Source organism: Streptomyces massasporeus (assembly GCF_014648995.1).
Lineage (GTDB): Bacteria > Actinomycetota > Actinomycetes > Streptomycetales > Streptomycetaceae > Streptomyces > Streptomyces massasporeus.
Genome location: NZ_BMSE01000002.1, coordinates 282324 through 299451 on the forward strand (window position 1 = coordinate 282324; position 17128 = coordinate 299451).

A 17128-nucleotide genomic window follows, 5' to 3' on the forward strand; every position below is an offset into this window, starting at 1 on the left:
GACTCGGTGCCGCTGGGTAGCTTCCCGCTGCCGCAGTTAGGAGGCCCGCCGAGAATGCTCCGGCGGAGCGTTTGCGGGAGGAGCAGGTCCTGCCGCTCAGCCCACCAACCCCAACTCCCGCGCGATCAGCATCCGCTGCACCTCGCTCGTGCCCTCGCCGATTTCCAGGATCTTGGAGTCTCGCCACATGCGGGCCACCGGGTATTCGTTCATGAAGCCGTAGCCGCCGTGGATCTGGGTGGCCTCTCGGGCGTTGTCCACCGCGACCGTGGACGAGTGGAGTTTCGCCAGGGCCGCTTCCTTCTTGAAGGGGGCTCCGGTCACCAGGCGGGCCGCTGCGTCGCGCCAGGCGAGGCGGGACGTGTGGGCCTTCATCTCCATGTCCGCGATCTTGAACTGGATGGCCTGGTTGGCGGCGATGGGCTTGCCGAAGGCGTGGCGTTCCTTGGCGTACTTGACCGACTCGTCGACGCAGCCCTGCGCGAGGCCCGTCGCCAGCGCCGCGATCGCGATGCGGCCCTCGTCGAGGATGCGCAGGAACTGGGCGTAACCGCGGCCCTCCTCGCCCAGGAGGTTCTCCGCCGGGACGCGGACGTCCGTGAAGGACAGCTCGCGGGTGTCCGAGGCGTTCCAGCCGACCTTGGAGTAGGGGGCCGCGACCGTGAAGCCCGGGGTGCCGGACGGGACGATGATCGAGGAGATGTGGGGCTTGCCGTCGGGCTTGCGGCCCGTGACCGCCGTGACCGTCACCAGGCCCGTGATGTCCGTGCCCGAGTTGGTGATGAAGCACTTCGTGCCGTTGATCACCCACTCGTTCGTGGCGGAGTCCAGACGGGCCGTCGTACGGGTCGCGCCCGCGTCGCTGCCACCGTCCGGCTCCGTCAGACCGAACGCGCCCAGGAGTTCGCCCGAGCAGAGGCGGGGGAGCCATTCGCGCTTCTGGGCCTCGGTGCCGTAGAGGTGGATCGGCATCGCACCGAGTGAGACGCCCGCCTCCAGGGTGATCGCCACCGAGGAGTCGACCCGCGCCAGTTCCTCCAGGGCCACACCGAGGGCCAGGTAGTCGCCGCCCATGCCGCCGTACTCCTCGGGGAACGGCAGGCCGAACAGGCCCATGCGGCCCATCTCCCGGACGATCTCGTACGGGAACTCGTGCCGCTCGTAGAAGTCGCCGATCTTCGGCGCCACCACCTCGTGCGCGAACTCCTCGACCGTACGGCGGAGTTCCTCCAACTCGGGGGAGAGACGGTAGTCCATGGTGATCAGTGCTCCTCGGTGTCCTCGTGGGACAGGGCTCGGACGGTGCGGGACGGGCTGGGTCGGCCCAGGTGGGTGGCCATCCACGTGCTCGTGGCGACGAGGCGGCCGAGGTCGATTCCGGTGTCGATGCCGAGGCCCCGCAGCATCCACACGAGGTCTTCGGTGGCCAGGTTTCCGGTCGCCGACTTCGCGTACGGGCAGCCGCCCAGGCCGCCCGCCGAGGCGTCGACCGTGGTGACGCCCTGCTGGAGCGCCGCGAGGGTGTTGGCGAGGGCCTGGCCATAGGTGTCGTGGAAGTGGACGCCGAGGGCGGTGGGCCCGACGCCCGCCTCGTCCAGGGCCGCGAGGAGCGCGACCACGTGCCCCGGGGTGGCCACGCCGATCGTGTCGCCCAGGCTCAGCTCGTCGCAGCCCATGTCCAGGAGGGCCTTGCAGACCTTCACCACCTGGGGGAGGGGGACCGCGCCCTCCCACGGGTCGCCGAAGCACATGGAGAGATAGCCGCGGACATGGACGTCCTCGGACTTCGCGCGGTTCACCACCGGCTCGAACATCGCCAGTGCCTCGTCCACCGTGCGGTTGAGGTTGGCCTTGGCGAAGGATTCCGTCGCGCTGGCGAAGACCGCGACCCGCCGGGAGCCCAGCGCCAGGGCGCGGTCCAGGCCCCTCTCGTTCGGGACGAGCACCGGGAGTGCCACCGGGAGATCGCTGACGAGAGGGAACAGCTGTTCCGCGTCCGCCAGTTGGGGGACCCACTTGGGGTGGACGAAGCTCGTCGCCTCGATCGTCGTCAGGCCCGCGTCGGCCAGGCGGCGGATGAACTCCGCCTTGACCTCCGTGGGGACCGTCGCCTTCTCGTTCTGCAGGCCGTCGCGCGCACCGACCTCATGGATGCGGACGCGGGTGGGCAGGTCCCTGCTCGGGACGGCCATCGGGAGTCCTGGGACCGTCATTCCGCCGCCTCCTCGTGCGGTGCGATGACCGCCAGCACCTGGTCCATGGCGACCGTGGTGCCGGGGGCCACGTCCAGCTCGGTGACCTTGCCGGCGTGCGGCGCGGAGATGACGTGCTCCATCTTCATCGCCTCCACCACCAGCAGGCTCTGACCGGCGCTCACCTCGTCGCCGACGGCGACCTTCACCACCGTCACCGTGCCGGGCATCGGCGCGGTCAGCGAGTCGGCGCCCGCGTGGGCGGCGCGGGTGAGGGACGCGGCGACCGGGTCGTGGTCGCGCACATGCCAGGCGTCGCCGTCGCGGCCGAGCCAGTCGGCGGCGCGGTGGAACGTGTGGCGGACGCCGTCCAGGGTGACCGCAACCCGGTCGTCGGTGACCGTGGCCGTGCCGCGCGGGGTGTGCTCCAAGGGCTCCTGCACCCGCAGGGGGAAGACCGGCGGCTTCGGCGCACCGCCCAGGCGCCAGCCGCTCGGCACCGAGAACGGGTCCGTCCAGCCGCCCGGCTCCGGCTTCAGGGCCTCGAGGCGTACGGCCGCCGCCGCCTCGTACACCTCCTCCGGTACGTCCGTGGGGACCAGTCCCTCGACCTCGCGCTCGACCAGGCCCGTGTCCATGTCGCCGGAGACGACCGCCGGGTGGCCGAGCAGGCGGCGCAGGAAACCGGCGTTCGTCTGCACGCCGAGCGTGACCGTCTCCGCCAGGGCCGCCCGGAGCTTGCGCAGGGCCGTCGCGCGGTCGGGGCCGTAGGCGATGACCTTGGAGAGCATCGGGTCGTAGAGGCTGCCGACCTCCGTGCCCTCGGTGAGACCCGAGTCGGTGCGGACGCCGTCGCCCTGCGGTTCGCGCAGCTTCAGGACGGTGCCGCCGGAGGGGAGGAAGCCGCGGGCCGGGTCCTCGGCGCAGATGCGGGCCTCCACGGCGTGACCGGTCAGCCGTACGTCCTGCTGGGTGAAGCCGAGGGGCTCCCCGGCCGCGACCCGCAGCTGCCACTCGACCAGGTCCAGGCCCGTGATCAGCTCCGTGACCGGGTGCTCCACCTGGAGGCGGGTGTTCATCTCCATGAAGTAGTACGACGACGGGTCGTTGCCGGGGACGATGAACTCCACCGTGCCCGCGCCCCGGTAGCCGCAGGAGCGGGCCGCCTGGACCGCCGCCTCGCCCATCGCGGAGCGCGTCTCCTCGTCGAGGAGGACGCTCGGCGCCTCCTCGATGATCTTCTGGTGGCGACGCTGGAGGGAGCACTCGCGCTCCCCGAGGTGGACCACGTTCCCGTGGCCGTCCGCCAGGACCTGGATCTCGATGTGGCGGGGGCGGTCGATCCAGCGCTCGACGAGGAGCGTGTCGTCGCCGAAGGAGGCGCGGGCCTCGCGACGGGCCGACGCGATCTCGTCCTCCAGCCGGGTCAGGTCCCGCACCAGGCGCATGCCCTTGCCGCCGCCGCCCGCGCTGGGCTTCAGCAGGACGGGCGCGCCCAGCTCGCGGGCCGCGTCGGCCAGATCCGGGTCCCGCCCGCCGGGAACGACCGGCACCCCGGCCTTCTGGACCGTCTCCTTGGCGCGGATCTTGTCGCCCATCAGGGCGATGGCGTCCGCCGGAGGGCCGATGAAGACCAGGCCGGCCTCGGCGCAGGCGCGCGCGAAGGCGGCGTTCTCGGCGAGGAAGCCGTAGCCGGGGTGGACGGCCTGGGCGCCCGTGCGGGCCGCGGCCTCCAGCAGGCGCTCCACCGAGAGATAGCTCTCGGACGCCGGGGCCGGGCCGATCCGGACCGCCGTGTCGGCCTCGCGGACGTGCCGGGCGTCGGCGTCGGCGTCGGAGAAGACGGCCACCGAGCGCACGCCCATCGACCGCAGCGTACGGATCACCCGTACGGCGATCTCGCCGCGGTTGGCCACCAGTACTGTCTCGAACATCGTCGTCCGTCCCCTCACATCCGGAAGACGCCGAACTGGGGGTCACCCAGGGGCGCGTTGGCGCACGCGGTCAGGGCCAGGCCCAGGACCTGGCGGGTGTCCAGCGGGTCGATCACACCGTCGTCCCAGAGCCGGGCCGACGCGTAGTAGGCGTTGCCCTGGCGCTCGTACTGGGCGCGGATCGGGGCCTTGAAGGCGTCCTCGTCCTCCGCGGGCCAGGCTTCGCCGCGGCCCTCCAGCTGGTCCCGCTTGACGGTCGCGAGGACCGAGGCGGCCTGCTCGCCGCCCATGACCGAGATCTTGGCGTTCGGCCACATCCACAGGAAGCGGGGGGAGTACGCCCTGCCGCACATCGAGTAGTTGCCCGCGCCGTACGAGCCGCCGACCACGACCGTCAGCTTCGGTACGCGGGTGCAGGCCACCGCCGTGACCATCTTGGCGCCGTGCTTGGCGATGCCGCCCGCCTCGTAGTCCTTGCCGACCATGAAGCCCGAGATGTTCTGGAGGAAGACCAGGGGGATGCCGCGCTGGTCGCACAGCTCGATGAAGTGGGCGCCCTTCTGGGCGGACTCGGAGAACAGGATGCCGTTGTTGGCGACGATCCCCACCGGGTGGCCGTGGATCCGGGCGAAGCCCGTGACCAGGGTCTGGCCGAACTCGGACTTGAACTCGGCGAAGCGGGAGCCGTCGACGACCCGGGCGATGATCTCGCGCACGTCGTAGGGGGTGCGGGAGTCGACCGGGACCGCGCCGTAGAGGCTGTGCGGGTCGACCTTGGGCTCCGTCGCCTCCTGGACCTCCCAGGGGAGTGCTCCTCGAGAGGGGAGCGTGGAGACGATGGTGCGGACGATGCGGAGCGCGTGCGCGTCGTTCTCCGCGAGGTGGTCGGTGACGCCCGAGGTGCGGGAGTGGACCTCGCCGCCGCCGAGCTCCTCCGCCGTGACGACCTCGCCGGTGGCCGCCTTCACCAGGGGCGGGCCGCCCAGGAAGATGGTGCCCTGGTCGCGGACGATCACCGCCTCGTCGCTCATCGCCGGGACGTACGCCCCGCCGGCCGTGCACGAGCCGAGGACGGCGGCGATCTGGGGGATGCCGGCGCCGGACATGCGGGCCTGGTTGTAGAAGATGCGGCCGAAGTGGTCGCGGTCCGGGAAGACCTCGTCCTGCATGGGGAGGAAGGCGCCGCCGGAGTCCACCAGGTAGACACAGGGGAGGCGGTTGTCGAGGGCGACCTCCTGGGCGCGGAGGTGCTTCTTGACCGTCATCGGGTAGTACGTGCCGCCCTTGACCGTGGCGTCGTTGGCGATGACCACCGTCTCGCGGCCGCTGACCCGGCCGATGCCGGCGATGACGCCGGCGGCCGGGGCCTGCCCCTCGTACATCCCGTCGGCCGCGAGCGGGGCCAGCTCCAGGAAGGGCGAGCCCGGGTCGAGGAGGGTGTCCACGCGGTCGCGGGGGAGCAGCTTGCCGCGGGCCGTGTGGCGGGCGCGGGCCTTCTCGCCGCCGCCCTGTGCGGCGGCGGCGAGCTTGGTGCGCAGCTCCTCGACGAGGGCGTGGTGCCCCTCCTCGTTGGCCCGAAAGGCCTCCGACGCGGGGTCTGCCGCGCTCGTGAGCTCCGGTGCCTCGTGCATCCTGCGGGTCCCCTCACCTTGTTAATGAGCGTTAACGCATTTCCTTCAGGTTAACGACCGCTAACCTCCCTGTCTAGAATTGTTTTCATGGCCACCAGAACCGACGCCCCCACCCGCCGTGAGCAGATCCTCAAGGAGGCCGCTCGGCTGTTCGCCGAGCGGGGGTTCCATGGGGTCGGAGTCGACGAGATAGGCGCCGCGGTCGGGATCAGCGGGCCCGGGCTGTACCGGCACTTCGCGGGCAAGGACGCCATGCTCGCGGAGCTGCTGGTGGGGATCAGCGGGCAGTTGCTGACCGGGGCGAAGCGGAGGCTGGCGGAGGCGGACGGGGGTGGGGCGGAGGCGGTCCTCGACTCGCTGATCGAGGGGCACATCGACTTCGCGCTCGACGACCGGCCTCTGATCACCCTGCACGACCGTGAGCTGGACCGCCTCCGGGACACCGACCGGAAGATGGTGCGGCAGTTGCAGCGGCAGTACGTGGAGCTGTGGGTCGGGGTGGTGCGGGAGGTGTACGCGGGGTTGGGGGAGCCCGCGGCTCGTTCTGCCGTGCACTCGGTGTTCGGGTTGTTGAACTCGACGCCGCATCTGGGGAGGGCGGGGTCGTTGCCCGGGCGGGGTGCTACGGCGGAGTTGTTGCACCGGATGGCCCGGGGGGCGTTTGCGGCGGCGGTCGATTAGGGGCCTTCGCCCACCCGCCCGCCCGTATCTGTCGGCCAGGAGGCTGGACTCGTCCCGGGGCTCCGCCCCGAGCCCCGGCGGGGGCTCCGCCCCGAGCCCCGGCGGGGGCTCCGCCCCGAGCCCCGGCGGGGGCTCCGCCCCGAGCCCCGGCGGGGGCTCCGCCCCCCCCCGCACCCCCACCCACTCCCGAGGCACCCCCCGGCGTGACGAGCGTTACCCCACCCCCACCCTGGACGGTCGTCGATACCCGCCGGTATCTTTGGCTGAGCAAGCGCTTAGACATGCGAAGTCGTGGAGGTGGCGGCGTGCGCCGTACGGTGTTCAACGAGGATCACGAGGCGTTCCGGGAGACCCTTCGCGCCTTCATCGAGGCCGAGGTCGTACCGGTGTACGACGAGTGGTTCGCGGCGGGCCAGGCGCCCCGCGACTTCTACTACAAGCTCGGTGAGCTGGGCATCTTCGGCATCAACGTGCCCGAGGAGTTCGGCGGCGCGGGCCTGGACAGCCACAAGTTCGAGGCCGTCCTGTACGAGGAGACCGCTCGCGCGGGCGTCGCGTTCGGCGGCTCCGGCGTGCACGTGCTGCTCGCCCTGCCGTACCTCAAGATGCTCGCCACCGACGAGCAGAAGAAGCGGTTCCTGCCGAAGTTCGTCTCCGGCGAGGAGATGTGGGCCATCGCGATGACGGAGCCGGGCACCGGTTCCGACCTCGCGGGCATGAAGTCCACCGCCAAGCTGAGCGAGGACGGGACCCACTACGTCCTCAACGGCGCCAAGACCTTCATCACCGGCGGCGTGCACGCCGACCGCATGATCGTCTGCGCCCGCACCTCCGCGCCGACCGCCGAGGACCGCCGCCACGGCATCTCCCTCTTCGCCGTGGACACCAAGTCCGAGGGCTACTCCGTCGGCCGAAAGCTCGACAAGCTCGGCCTGAAGACCTCCGACACCGCCGAGCTGGCGTTCGTCGACGTCAAGGTGCCCGTCGAGGACCTGCTCGGCGAGGAGAACAAGGGCTTCTACTACCTCGGCCACAACCTGGCCTCCGAGCGCTGGGGCATCGCCTTCGGTGCCTACGCCCAGGCCAAGGCCGCCGTGCGGTTCGCCAAGCAGTACGTCCAGGACCGCACCGTCTTCGGCAAGACGGTCGCGTCCTTCCAGAACACCAAGTTCGAGCTGGCCGCCTGCCAGGCCGAGGTGGACGCCGCCGAGGCCGTCGCCGACCGCGCGACCGAGGCCCTCGACGCCGGTGAGCTCACCCCCGCCGAGGCCGCGAGCGCCAAGCTGTTCTGCACCGAGGTCGCCCACCGCGTCATCGACCGCTGCCTCCAGCTGCACGGCGGCTACGGCTTCATGAACGAGTACCCGATCGCCCGCCTGTACGCGGACAACCGCGTCAACCGCATCTACGGCGGCACCAGCGAGATCATGAAGTCGATCATCGCGAAGAACATGGGCCTGTAAGCCGACCGTAGTCATTGGCCGGTACAACAGTTGCCATGAGCAATGCACTTCAGGGCCTCCTCGATCTGCTCGACCTGGAGCAGATCGAGGAGGACATCTTCCGCGGCCGGTCCCGGTCCGCCGTCGTCCCCCGGGTTTTCGGCGGGCAGGTCGCGGCCCAGGCGCTCGTCGCCGCCGGCCGCACGGTCCCCGAGGACCGGCCCGCGCACTCGCTGCACGCGTATTTCCTGCGCCCCGGCGACCCCGGCGCGCCCATCGTCTACACGGTCGACCGGATCCGCGACGGCCGCTCCTTCACCACCCGCCGGGTGGTCGCCGTCCAGCACGGCAAGCCGATCTTCCATCTCTCGGCCTCGTTCCAGGTGCACGAGGACGGGCTGGACCACCAGGAGCCGATGCCCGCCTCGCCCGACCCCGTGACCCTCCCGACCGGTGAGGAGCGGCTGCGCGGGTACGGGCATCTCGACCCCGTCGTGGTGGAGAAGTTCCTCGAGGCCCGGGCCGCGGTCGATCTCCGATACGTCGACGAGCCGCCCTACGGCCGGTTCGGCGAGCCGCGCGAGCCGCACTCGCAGGTGTGGTTCCGGACCAACGGCAAGCTCGCGGACGATCCGCTGCTGCACGTCGTTCTCGCCACCTACGTCTCCGACATGACGCTGCTCGACTCCGTGCTGCTCGCGCACGGGCGCGGGGGGTGGGCCGTCGGGGATGTGGTCGGGGCCTCGCTCGACCACGCGATGTGGTTCCACCGGCCGTTCCGCGCCGACGAGTGGCTGCTGTACGACCAGGAGTCCCCGTCCGCGTACGGCGGCCGGGGACTGGGGCAGGCACGGATCTACACGCAGGACGGGCGGCTCGCCATCACCGTGATCCAGGAGGGCGTGGTCCGCGTCCCGCGCGAGCCGGGCCCTAGCTGAGGCCCGCCTCCGACAGCAGGTAGGCCGTCATCGGGTCGTAGTGGCGGGGGCTGATCACGTGGTCGTCGAGGGGCACCGTCACCTGCACGGTGCCCTCGGCCTCGGCGATGAAGAGGGCCGGGTCGTTGCAGTCGGCGTAGCCGACGGAGTCGACGCCGTGCTGGCCCGCGTAGCCCGCCCAGCCGTGGTCGGCGACGACCAGGTCGGGCAGCGGGCGGCCCTCGCGCTCCAGGCCCTTCAGGATCGCCTTCATGGGTTCGCCCGAGTGGGTGTGCCACAGGGTGGCGCCGTGCTCCAGGACCGCCACGTCCGCGAACTGCATCACGTAGCCCTCCTCGGTCGTCAGCCCCTCCGGGATGACGACGATCTCGCAGCCGGCCGCGCGCAGCGCCGCCGCGGTCGCGCGGTGCACGTCGAGGAGGCCGCCGGGGTGGCCGGTGGCGAAGAGGACGCGCTGCTGGCCGTCCGCCGCCTTGCGCAGCCGCCCGGCCAGCCGCTCCAGACCGTCGACGGTCAGCTCCGGGTCGATGGTGTCCTGGCCGTACCGGTACTCGGGGTCGTCGTTCACACCGACCCGCTCCGCCATCACCGCGAGGACGTCCTGCTCGTCGCCCCAGCGGTCGCCGAGTTCCAGCCCGAACCAGTAGTGGCGGTCGCTGTTCGCCAGCTTGCGGTAGTGGGAGAGGTTGTTCTCGCGGGGTGTGGCGACATCGCCCGCGATGCGCGTCCTGACGAGGTGTTCGACGAGTTCGGCGCGGCTGGGTGTCCCGGATATCGGCATGACATCCATTGTGAGGCAGCCGACTGTGGGCGTCCCTGGCGTATCGCACGCTGGGATGTGCGTCACGTACTCAGCGGGACACCGCTCACGTACTCAGCTGTGCCGCAGCGCGAACCAGAGTTCCATCCGTACGTCCGGGTCGTCGAGGTCCGTCGCGAGGAGGGCCGCGCAGCGGGCGATGCGCTGGCGCACGGTGTTGCGGTGCACGGACAGGGCGACGGCCGTGCGGTCCCAGCTGCCGTGCAGGGAGAGCCAGGTGCGCAGGGTCTCGGTGAGCGCGGGGTGGGCCGTGACGGGGGCGAGCAGGGCGCGGGCGTGGGCCGCCGCCTCGCCGGGCGGGACCAGGTCGGCGAGGGCGGGGCGTGCGCCGTGCCGGAGCAGCGGGGCGCGGGTGGCACGGGCTCGGGCCAGAGCGCGGGCGGCCTGGGTGTCGGCGGCTGGCCAGTCCTCCGGTTCCACGGCGGCGCTGACGCCCAGGGTCCAGCCGGGCAGCGGGTCGGCCGGTGCCCGGTCGGCCGGGACCAGGACCCGTACGACGTCCTCCGCCGGGTCGACCAGCGCGGACCCGAGCGCGGCGCCGAGCGCGGAGGCCGCGACGGGGTCGGAGGCGCCGTCCCCGTCCGGCCGGGCCCGCACGACGACCCACGGCCCGTCGCCGAGCAGCGACGCGACCTCCTCGGGCGGCACGCCGAGCAGCATCCGCACCAGCGCGGAGGAACGGGCGGCCCCGGTGCCGCTCTGCTGCTCGCCGGTGAGCAGCGACAGCAGCACGGCCGCGACGGAGGCGACGGTGTGGTCACCGGCGGTCCGCTGCGGCGCGGCGACCCCGAGCACGAACCCGTGCCCGGCGCCCAGGCTGTAGGCGGCGAGATGCAGCCCGGCGACGGAGTCGGTGGCGGAGGCGGGGGCGGGGCGGCTGGGGTCGGTGGGTGCTGCCGCCGCGGGAGGCTCGGACCGGGTCGGGGCGCCGGGCTCGGCCTGCCGTGGCGCGCCCGGGTTGGAGCCGCTGTGCGGTGCCGCACTCGCGGCCTGCGTCGGCCGGGACGGTCGTACCACCTCCGTCAGCCGGGTCAGCGCCGCCCGGGCCTCTTCCCCGGGCTTCCGTCCCGCCGAGGCGATCTCCGTCCCCTCCGGCCCGTACAGCACCGCCCAGCCGCCCAGTCGCTGGGCGAGTTGGCGGAGGACGGAGGGGACCGGGTCGGGGCGGGACGCGGCGGTGGCGAGGCTCTGCTGGGCCTCGGTGACGCGGCGGAGTTCGGCGAGGCGGGCCCGGGCCATCAGCTGCCAGACCGCGCGGGCCACGCCCGAGAAGGTGGTGCGGGGCGGCACCTCCAGCAGAGGCAGGCCGTGCGAGGCGCAGGCCGCGACCAGGGCCTCCGGCACCGTGTCGTGCACCGGCGCCACCCCGAAGCCGAGGGCGGCGCCGCCCGCCGCCACGATCCGGGAGACGTAGTCGTCGAAGTACGAGGTCTCCGGGCCCACCGCCTCCGGGATGTGCACGCCGGCGCTGAGCAGCAGCTCGCCGCCCAGCAGATAGGGGTACGGGTCGGCCATCTCCGAGGTGTGCACCCAGTGGAGGACGACCTCCTCGGCGGGCGGCCCCGCGAGCTGTCGCAGGCCAAGGTCCTCGCGGGCCAGCAGCGCGGTCAGCGGGACGGGTGGGGTGGGCGGGACCGACGGATCCGGCATGGTGTGCGTTCCCTCCATCCAGCACCGGCTCCAATGGATGAAACGTACACTTCGCAGTCGCTTTCCGGCCACCTAAGGTCAGTCCTCGTCACCCGCCGGCGACACCGATCGAAGGAGGCCCTCATGGCCGTCGACTACGCCGTCATCGTCGTGTACCTGGCCGGCATGCTGGCCATGGGCTGGTGGGGCATGCGCCGCGCCCGCTCCAAGAGCGAGTTCCTCGTGGCGGGCCGCCGCCTCGGCCCGGCCATGTACTCCGGCACCATGGCCGCGATCGTCCTCGGCGGCGCCTCCACCATCGGCGGTGTGGGCCTCGGCTACCAGTACGGCCTGTCGGGCGCCTGGATGGTCTTCACCATCGGCCTCGGCCTGCTCGCCCTGTCCGTCTTCTTCTCCGCCCGCATAGCCCGGCTGAAGGTCTACACCGTCTCCGAGATGCTCGACCTGCGCTACGGCGGCGGGCGCGCCGGGATCATCTCCGGTGTCGTCATGTGGGCGTACACGCTGATGCTCGCGGTCACCTCGACCATCGCGTACGCCACGATCTTCGACGTCCTGTTCGACATGAACCGCACGGTCGCGATCGTCCTCGGCGGCTCGATCGTCGTCGCGTACTCCACCCTCGGCGGCATGTGGTCGATCACCCTGACCGACATGGTGCAGTTCGTCGTGAAGACCATCGGCGTGCTGCTCCTGCTGCTGCCCATCGCCGTCGTGAAGGCGGGCGGGTTCAGCGAGATGAAGGCGCAGCTGCCCACCGAGTACTTCGACCCGCTGGGCATCGGCGGCGAGACGATCTTCACCTACGTGCTGATCTACACCTTCGGCATGCTGATCGGGCAGGACATCTGGCAGCGGGTCTTCACCGCCCGCAGCGACCGGACCGCCAAGTGGGGCGGAACCGTCGCCGGCACCTACTGCCTCGCCTACGCCCTCGCCGGCGCGGTCATCGGCACCGCGGCCAAGGTGCTGTACCCGGGGCTCGGCAGCCCGGACGACGCCTTCGCGACCATCGTCAAGGACGAACTGCCCGTCGGAGTGCGCGGCCTGGTGCTGGCCGCCGCCCTCGCCGCCGTGATGTCGACGTCCTCCGGCGCGCTGATCGCCTGCGCGACCGTCGCCAACAACGACATCTGGTCCCGGCTGCGGGGCCTCGGCAAGGCACCGGCCGACAACGCGGATGACCATGACGAGGTGAAGGGCAACCGTCTCTTCATCCTGATCATGGGCCTCGCGGTCATCTGCACCGCCATCGCGATCGACAACGTAGTGGAGGCCCTGACCGTCGCCTACAACCTCCTCGTGGGCGGACTGCTGGTGCCGATCCTGGGCGGGCTGGTCTGGAAGCGGGGCACCGTCCACGGCGCCCTCGCCTCGGTCGTGGTCGGCGGACTCGCGGTCATCGTGCTGATGGCGACATTCGGCATCCTCGCCAACGAGCCCGTCTACTACGGCCTGCTCGCCTCCCTCGCCGCCTACCTGGTCGTATCCCTGGCCACCCCCGCCACCGACGCCGCCGTCCTCACCGCCTGGCGCGAGCGGCTCGCGGGCCGCTCTCCCGAACTCGCGTCCGAACCGGTCGCGGCTCCCCAGTAGAGTCGTAGAACAAGCAGTGCATAGCAGTACATACGCGATGAAGCGTAGGAAAGAGAGCATTTCTTCATGAGCAGCAACGAGACTCCGCGCGGGCCCGTCGACTCCTCCCGCGTCCCCCGGTACGCGGGGCCGGCGACCTTCGCCCGGCTGCCCCGGCTGGACGAGGTCGGCCGGGCCGATGTCGCGGTCGTGGGCGTGCCGTTCGACTCGGGCGTCTCGTACCGGCCGGGCGCCCGCTTCGGCGGCAACGCGATCCGTGAGGCGTCCCGGCTGCTGCGCCCGTACAACCCGGCGCAGGACGCCTCCCCGTTCGCCCTCGCCCAGGTCGCGGACGGCGGCGACATCGCCGTGAACCCGTTCAACATCAACGAGGCCGTCGAGACCGTCGAGGCCGCCGCCGACGACCTGCTCGGCACCGGCGCCCGCCTGATGACGCTCGGCGGCGACCACACCATCGCGTTGCCCCTGCTGCGCTCGGTCGCGAAGAAGCACGGCCCCGTCGCCCTGCTGCACTTCGACGCCCACCTCGACACCTGGGACACCTACTTCGGCGCCGAGTACACGCACGGCACCCCGTTCCGCCGCGCGGTCGAAGAGGGCATCCTCGACACCTCCGCCCTGTCCCACGTCGGCACCCGCGGCCCCCTCTACGGCAAGCAGGACCTGACCGACGACGAGAAGATGGGCTTCGGCATCGTGACCTCCGCCGACGTCTACCGGCGCGGCGCCGACGAGGTCGCCGACCAGCTGCGCCAGCGCATCGGCGACCGGCCGCTGTACATCTCCATCGACATCGACTGCCTCGACCCGGCCCACGCCCCCGGCACCGGCACCCCCGAGGCCGGCGGCATGACCTCGCGCGAACTGCTGGAGATCCTGCGCGGCCTGGCATCCTGCAACCTGGTGTCGGCCGACGTCGTCGAGGTGGCCCCCGCGTACGACCACGCGGAGATCACGTCGGTGGCGGCGTCCCACACCGCCTACGAACTGACCACGATCATGTCGCGCCAGATCGCCGCGGCCCGGAAGGACTCGGAAGCGAAGTGACTCACGACCACGACCTGGTGCTCCGCCCCACGCCCGCCCAGACGGAGGCCGCCCTCAATCCTCCTCCCGGCCGCAACGGCGGAGACCTGGTCGTGGAGACGCTGGCCGGGCTCGGCGCGACGACCGTCTTCGGGCTGCCCGGCCAGCACGCCCTCGGCATGTTCGACGCGCTGCGTCGCTCGGACCTGAGGTACATCGGCCTGCGGGTGGAGAACAACGCCGGGTTCGCGGCGGACGCGTACGGCCGGATCACCGGTGAGGCCGCGCCGCTGCTGCTGTCGACCGGCCCGGGGGCCCTGACCTCCCTGGCCGCTCTCCAGGAGGCGGCGGCGGCCTCCGCGCCCGTGCTGGCGATCAGCAGCCAGGTCCCGACGGCGGGCCTCGGCGGCGGCCGGCACGGCTACCTCCACGAACTGCCGGATCAGGCCGCCTCGTTCCGGGGCGTGGTCAAGTCCGTCCACACCGTCCGCACCCAGTCCCAGATCCCCTCCGCGATCGAGGCGGCCTGGACGTCGGCGCTGACCGCCCCGCACGGCCCGGTGTGGGTGGAGATCCCGCAGGACGTGCTGCTCGCCGAGACGGCGATCCCCGTCGTGACGGGCGGCGACGCCTTCCCCGAGGAGCTGCCGCCGCGCCCCGAACTGACCGCCGTGGCCGCCGATCTGCTGTCCAGGGCGGCCCGTCCGGCGATCATCGCGGGCGGGGGAGTGGTCCGGGCCGACGCCTCCGGCAAGCTGAGGCAGCTGGCGGAGCGGCTCCAGGCACCCGTCGTCACCACCCCCGGCGGCAAGGGCGCGTTCCCCTGGACGCACCCGCTGTCGCTCCAGTCGTGGATCGAGGACCGGCACACCACCGACTTCCTGGAGGACGCCGACGTCCTCCTGGTCGTCGGCTCCGGCCTCGGTGAACTCTCCTCGAACTACCACACGTTCAAGCCGCGCGGCCGGGTCGTCCAGATCGAGGCCGACCTCGGCAAGCTGGAGTCCAACCACCCGGCGCTGGGCATCCACGCGGACGCCCGCCTCGCGTTGCAGGCGCTGCTGGAGACGGTTGCGGCCCGCGAGGACGCGACGGCCGAGGACCGGGTCCGCGATGTGCTCGCGAAGGTCGCCGACCGAATCGACTCCCAGGAACTCACCCTGGAGCAGGACGTGCTGGCGTCCGTCCGCAGGGCGCTCCCCGCGAGCTCCCCGTCCTTCTGGGACATGACGATCCTGGCGTACTGGGCCTGGTCGGCCTTCGACGCCAAGGGCCCCAATCACATGCACTCCGCCCAGGGCGCGGGCGGCCTGGGCTACGCCTTTCCCGCGGCCCTGGGCGCGGCGGCGGCCGACCCGACCCGGCCGGTCCTCGCGGTCTCCGGCGACGGCGGGGCCCTGTACTCCATCGCCGAGCTGGCGACGGCCCGCCAGTACGACCTGAACGTCACCTGGCTGATCGTGGACGACGGCGGCTACGGCATCCTGCGCGAGTACATGAACGACGCGTTCGGCGAAGCGACCGCGACGGAACTGTCACGGCCCGACTACGTGGCGCTGGCGGAGTCCTTCGGCGTCCCCGGGGTCCGGACGACCCCGGAGAACCTGGAGCAGGACCTCGCCAAGGCGCTCGCGGCGCCCGGGCCCTCGGTGGTCCTGCTCCCGGCCGTGCTGCGGATGTTCGCGCCGACGCACCTGGGGTGAGCGCCGGCCGGCCCGCAGCATCCGACGCGCCGCCCGAGGGGCCCGGCGTTCGACCGCCTGGTCGTCTACAGACCGTCGCGGACCATCGCGGCGACGATGTGGACGTGGCGGTCGGCGGCCGTTCCCGACCACTCGTTGTCGTAGTTCAGGCCGTAGGGCCAGAAGTGGCCGCCGCCGGTGGAGATCTTGGCGCCCGAGCCGTCGTACTGCTTGACCAGCGCGGTGGCCTGGCCGCCGGTCCAGGTGCCGCTGCCGCCGAGGCGGGACCAGCCCGAGCTGGTGCCCACGCCGATGGTGTGGGCGATCTCGTGCAGGGCCGTCCGCTCGCTCATGTAGCTGCGGTTGCTGCCGAAGCGGATCGTGCCGTTGATGTTGCCGTCGGCGGTGGGGACGCCCGGCTCGTAGCGGACGGTGAGGGTCTTGCCCAGGTCGCTGAGGTTGTTGTAGCGGGCCACCGCCGCGTTCATGGCCTTGGTGATGAGGTCGTAGGCCGAGCTCTGGTCCGCCGTGGGGTTGCTCGCGCGGACGAGGGACCAGGTGATGGTGGCCGCCGCGGCGCGGTCCCGGGCGGGGGCGGGCGGAGCCTGGGGGGTGGCGGCCTGAGCGACCCCGGGGCCGGCCAGCAGGGCGGCGGTCAGGGCGGCTATGAGGGCCTTGCGTGGGCTCATGTGCGGATCCTCCTGTGGGGGTGGTCGTCACGAAACACGCGAAACTTCGGACGACGTTCGGGATCTCGGACAAACTGACGCCGCCGGCCACTCACATCCCTTGTTCGACGCGGCAGTTGGCGCGCTGTCGACCGCAAGTATCCCGGTGGGAAAGGCGGAGTCAAGAGTTCCGGCAGGGGTCAGTGGAACCAGAAGAGCAGCGTGTCGGGGTTCGTCCCGAGCTGCCGCGCGCTCTCGTACTCCTGCGCCTCGAACCGCATGGCGTCGATGAACCGGCGGGCCGCGCCACGGAATTCAGGGTCGAGACGGTCGAGTACGCGTGTGTAGGCGTCCGCGAGGTCGGCGGCGCGCCGGGCCGGCAGCGTGCCGATCGCGGGCACCGCGTCGCCGGGGTGGGGCAGCCGCAGCGGCGGGCCGCTGAACAGGAACGCGCCCGGGAGGAGGCCGGACGGCACGCCGTGCCGGGCCAGTTCGTCGTCCATGGCGTGGAACCAGGACGGGCGGCGCCAGGCACCGAGATCGGTGGGGTCGGAGAAGTGCGCCGCGACGGCCTGGTAGAAGGCGTAGCTGTACGCGGGGCAGAGATCGGTGCTCGGGGTGCCGTCGATCAGCTCGTCCAGGGCCCGGCTGATGGAGACGTCGAGGTCGATGCCCTGCTCCCGGAAGCGGGCGTCGGTCCGCTCGCACTCCGTGCGCACCCGGGCGAGGGTGCGCTCCTGCTGCTCGGTCCGCTCCACCGCCGTGAGCAGCCGCACCACCGTTCTCATGTCGCCGGTGCTCATCTCGAGGCAGTAGCCCACCGTTGCGTTTCCCTTCACCCGTTCGCCGGACACCCGTGTACATGATC

At 71.9% G+C, this 17128-nt stretch carries 14 protein-coding genes; 6 read left to right on the forward strand and 8 right to left on the reverse strand.

The features are described 5' to 3' along the window. Nucleotides 1-96: 96 nt before the first annotated feature. The 4 genes from IE153_RS06150 to IE153_RS06165 are packed head-to-tail and all read right to left on the reverse strand — an operon-like array spanning nucleotide 97 to nucleotide 5757. The gene (locus IE153_RS06150) at nucleotides 97-1257 is read right to left on the reverse strand and encodes an acyl-CoA dehydrogenase family protein (protein ID WP_185013994.1); all 1161 of its coding nucleotides are present in this window, start codon (nucleotides 1255-1257) and stop codon (nucleotides 97-99) included. A 5-nt stretch (nucleotides 1258-1262) separates the two neighbouring features. Then, entirely contained in the window at nucleotides 1263-2213 is a 951-nt protein-coding gene (locus IE153_RS06155) for a hydroxymethylglutaryl-CoA lyase (protein WP_189588740.1), read from the reverse strand. Next, complete coding sequence (locus IE153_RS06160; protein ID WP_189588741.1) at nucleotides 2210-4126, reverse strand: acetyl/propionyl/methylcrotonyl-CoA carboxylase subunit alpha; 1917 nt, start codon at nucleotides 4124-4126, stop codon at nucleotides 2210-2212. The genes IE153_RS06155 and IE153_RS06160 overlap by 4 nt, the downstream gene beginning before the upstream one ends. Nucleotides 4127-4140: 14 nt before the next feature. Further along, nucleotides 4141-5757, reverse strand: coding sequence for a carboxyl transferase domain-containing protein (locus IE153_RS06165; protein ID WP_189588742.1), 1617 nt, complete (start codon nucleotides 5755-5757; stop codon nucleotides 4141-4143). Nucleotides 5758-5844: 87 nt separating this feature from the next. Here IE153_RS06165 and IE153_RS06170 point away from each other — a divergent pair, with 87 nt between their 5' ends. From IE153_RS06170 to IE153_RS06180, 3 genes are all read left to right on the forward strand, one after another. Continuing rightward, nucleotides 5845-6438: an SACE_7040 family transcriptional regulator gene (locus tag IE153_RS06170; protein ID WP_189588743.1), complete on the forward strand. Its 594-nt coding sequence runs from the start codon at nucleotides 5845-5847 to the stop codon at nucleotides 6436-6438. A 305-nt stretch (nucleotides 6439-6743) separates the two neighbouring features. Beyond that, complete coding sequence (locus IE153_RS06175) at nucleotides 6744-7901, forward strand: acyl-CoA dehydrogenase family protein (RefSeq protein WP_031111252.1); 1158 nt, start codon at nucleotides 6744-6746, stop codon at nucleotides 7899-7901. 35 nt (nucleotides 7902-7936) lie between these two features. After that, nucleotides 7937-8818 carry an acyl-CoA thioesterase gene (locus IE153_RS06180; protein ID WP_189588744.1) on the forward strand — a complete coding sequence of 294 codons (882 nt, stop codon included), beginning with the start codon at nucleotides 7937-7939 and terminating at the stop codon, nucleotides 8816-8818. Here the strand turns inward: IE153_RS06180 and IE153_RS06185 are convergent. Together IE153_RS06185 and IE153_RS06190 are read right to left on the reverse strand one after the other, a co-directional pair. Next, nucleotides 8811-9599 carry a phosphatase gene (locus IE153_RS06185; protein ID WP_189588745.1) on the reverse strand — a complete coding sequence of 263 codons (789 nt, stop codon included), beginning with the start codon at nucleotides 9597-9599 and terminating at the stop codon, nucleotides 8811-8813. The two genes, IE153_RS06180 and IE153_RS06185, sit on opposite strands and share 8 nt — an antisense overlap. Before the next feature lie 93 nt (nucleotides 9600-9692). Then, complete coding sequence (locus IE153_RS06190) at nucleotides 9693-11288, reverse strand: PucR family transcriptional regulator ligand-binding domain-containing protein (RefSeq protein ID WP_229828858.1); 1596 nt, start codon at nucleotides 11286-11288, stop codon at nucleotides 9693-9695. A 123-nt stretch (nucleotides 11289-11411) separates the two neighbouring features. Between IE153_RS06190 and IE153_RS06195 the strand changes: the two genes are divergently transcribed. The 3 genes from IE153_RS06195 (at nucleotide 11412) to IE153_RS06205 (ending at nucleotide 15613) form a co-directional block, all read left to right on the forward strand. Continuing rightward, nucleotides 11412-12884, forward strand: a complete 1473-nt coding sequence (locus tag IE153_RS06195) for a sodium:solute symporter family protein (protein WP_189588747.1) — start codon at nucleotides 11412-11414, stop codon at nucleotides 12882-12884. Nucleotides 12885-12950: 66 nt separating this feature from the next. Further along, nucleotides 12951-13931: an agmatinase gene (speB, locus tag IE153_RS06200; RefSeq protein ID WP_030838119.1), complete on the forward strand. Its 981-nt coding sequence runs from the start codon at nucleotides 12951-12953 to the stop codon at nucleotides 13929-13931. After that, nucleotides 13928-15613 carry a thiamine pyrophosphate-binding protein gene (locus IE153_RS06205; RefSeq protein ID WP_189588748.1) on the forward strand — a complete coding sequence of 562 codons (1686 nt, stop codon included), beginning with the start codon at nucleotides 13928-13930 and terminating at the stop codon, nucleotides 15611-15613. Before speB ends, IE153_RS06205 begins: the two co-directional genes overlap by 4 nt. Nucleotides 15614-15678: 65 nt before the next feature. Here IE153_RS06205 and IE153_RS06210 read toward each other — a convergent pair whose 3' ends face one another. Next, nucleotides 15679-16281, reverse strand: a complete 603-nt coding sequence (locus IE153_RS06210) for a hypothetical protein (RefSeq protein ID WP_189588749.1) — start codon at nucleotides 16279-16281, stop codon at nucleotides 15679-15681. 179 nt (nucleotides 16282-16460) lie between these two features. Beyond that, nucleotides 16461-17114, reverse strand: coding sequence for a DUF7691 family protein (locus tag IE153_RS06215; protein WP_438817900.1), 654 nt, complete (start codon nucleotides 17112-17114; stop codon nucleotides 16461-16463). Nucleotides 17115-17128 lie beyond the last annotated feature (14 nt).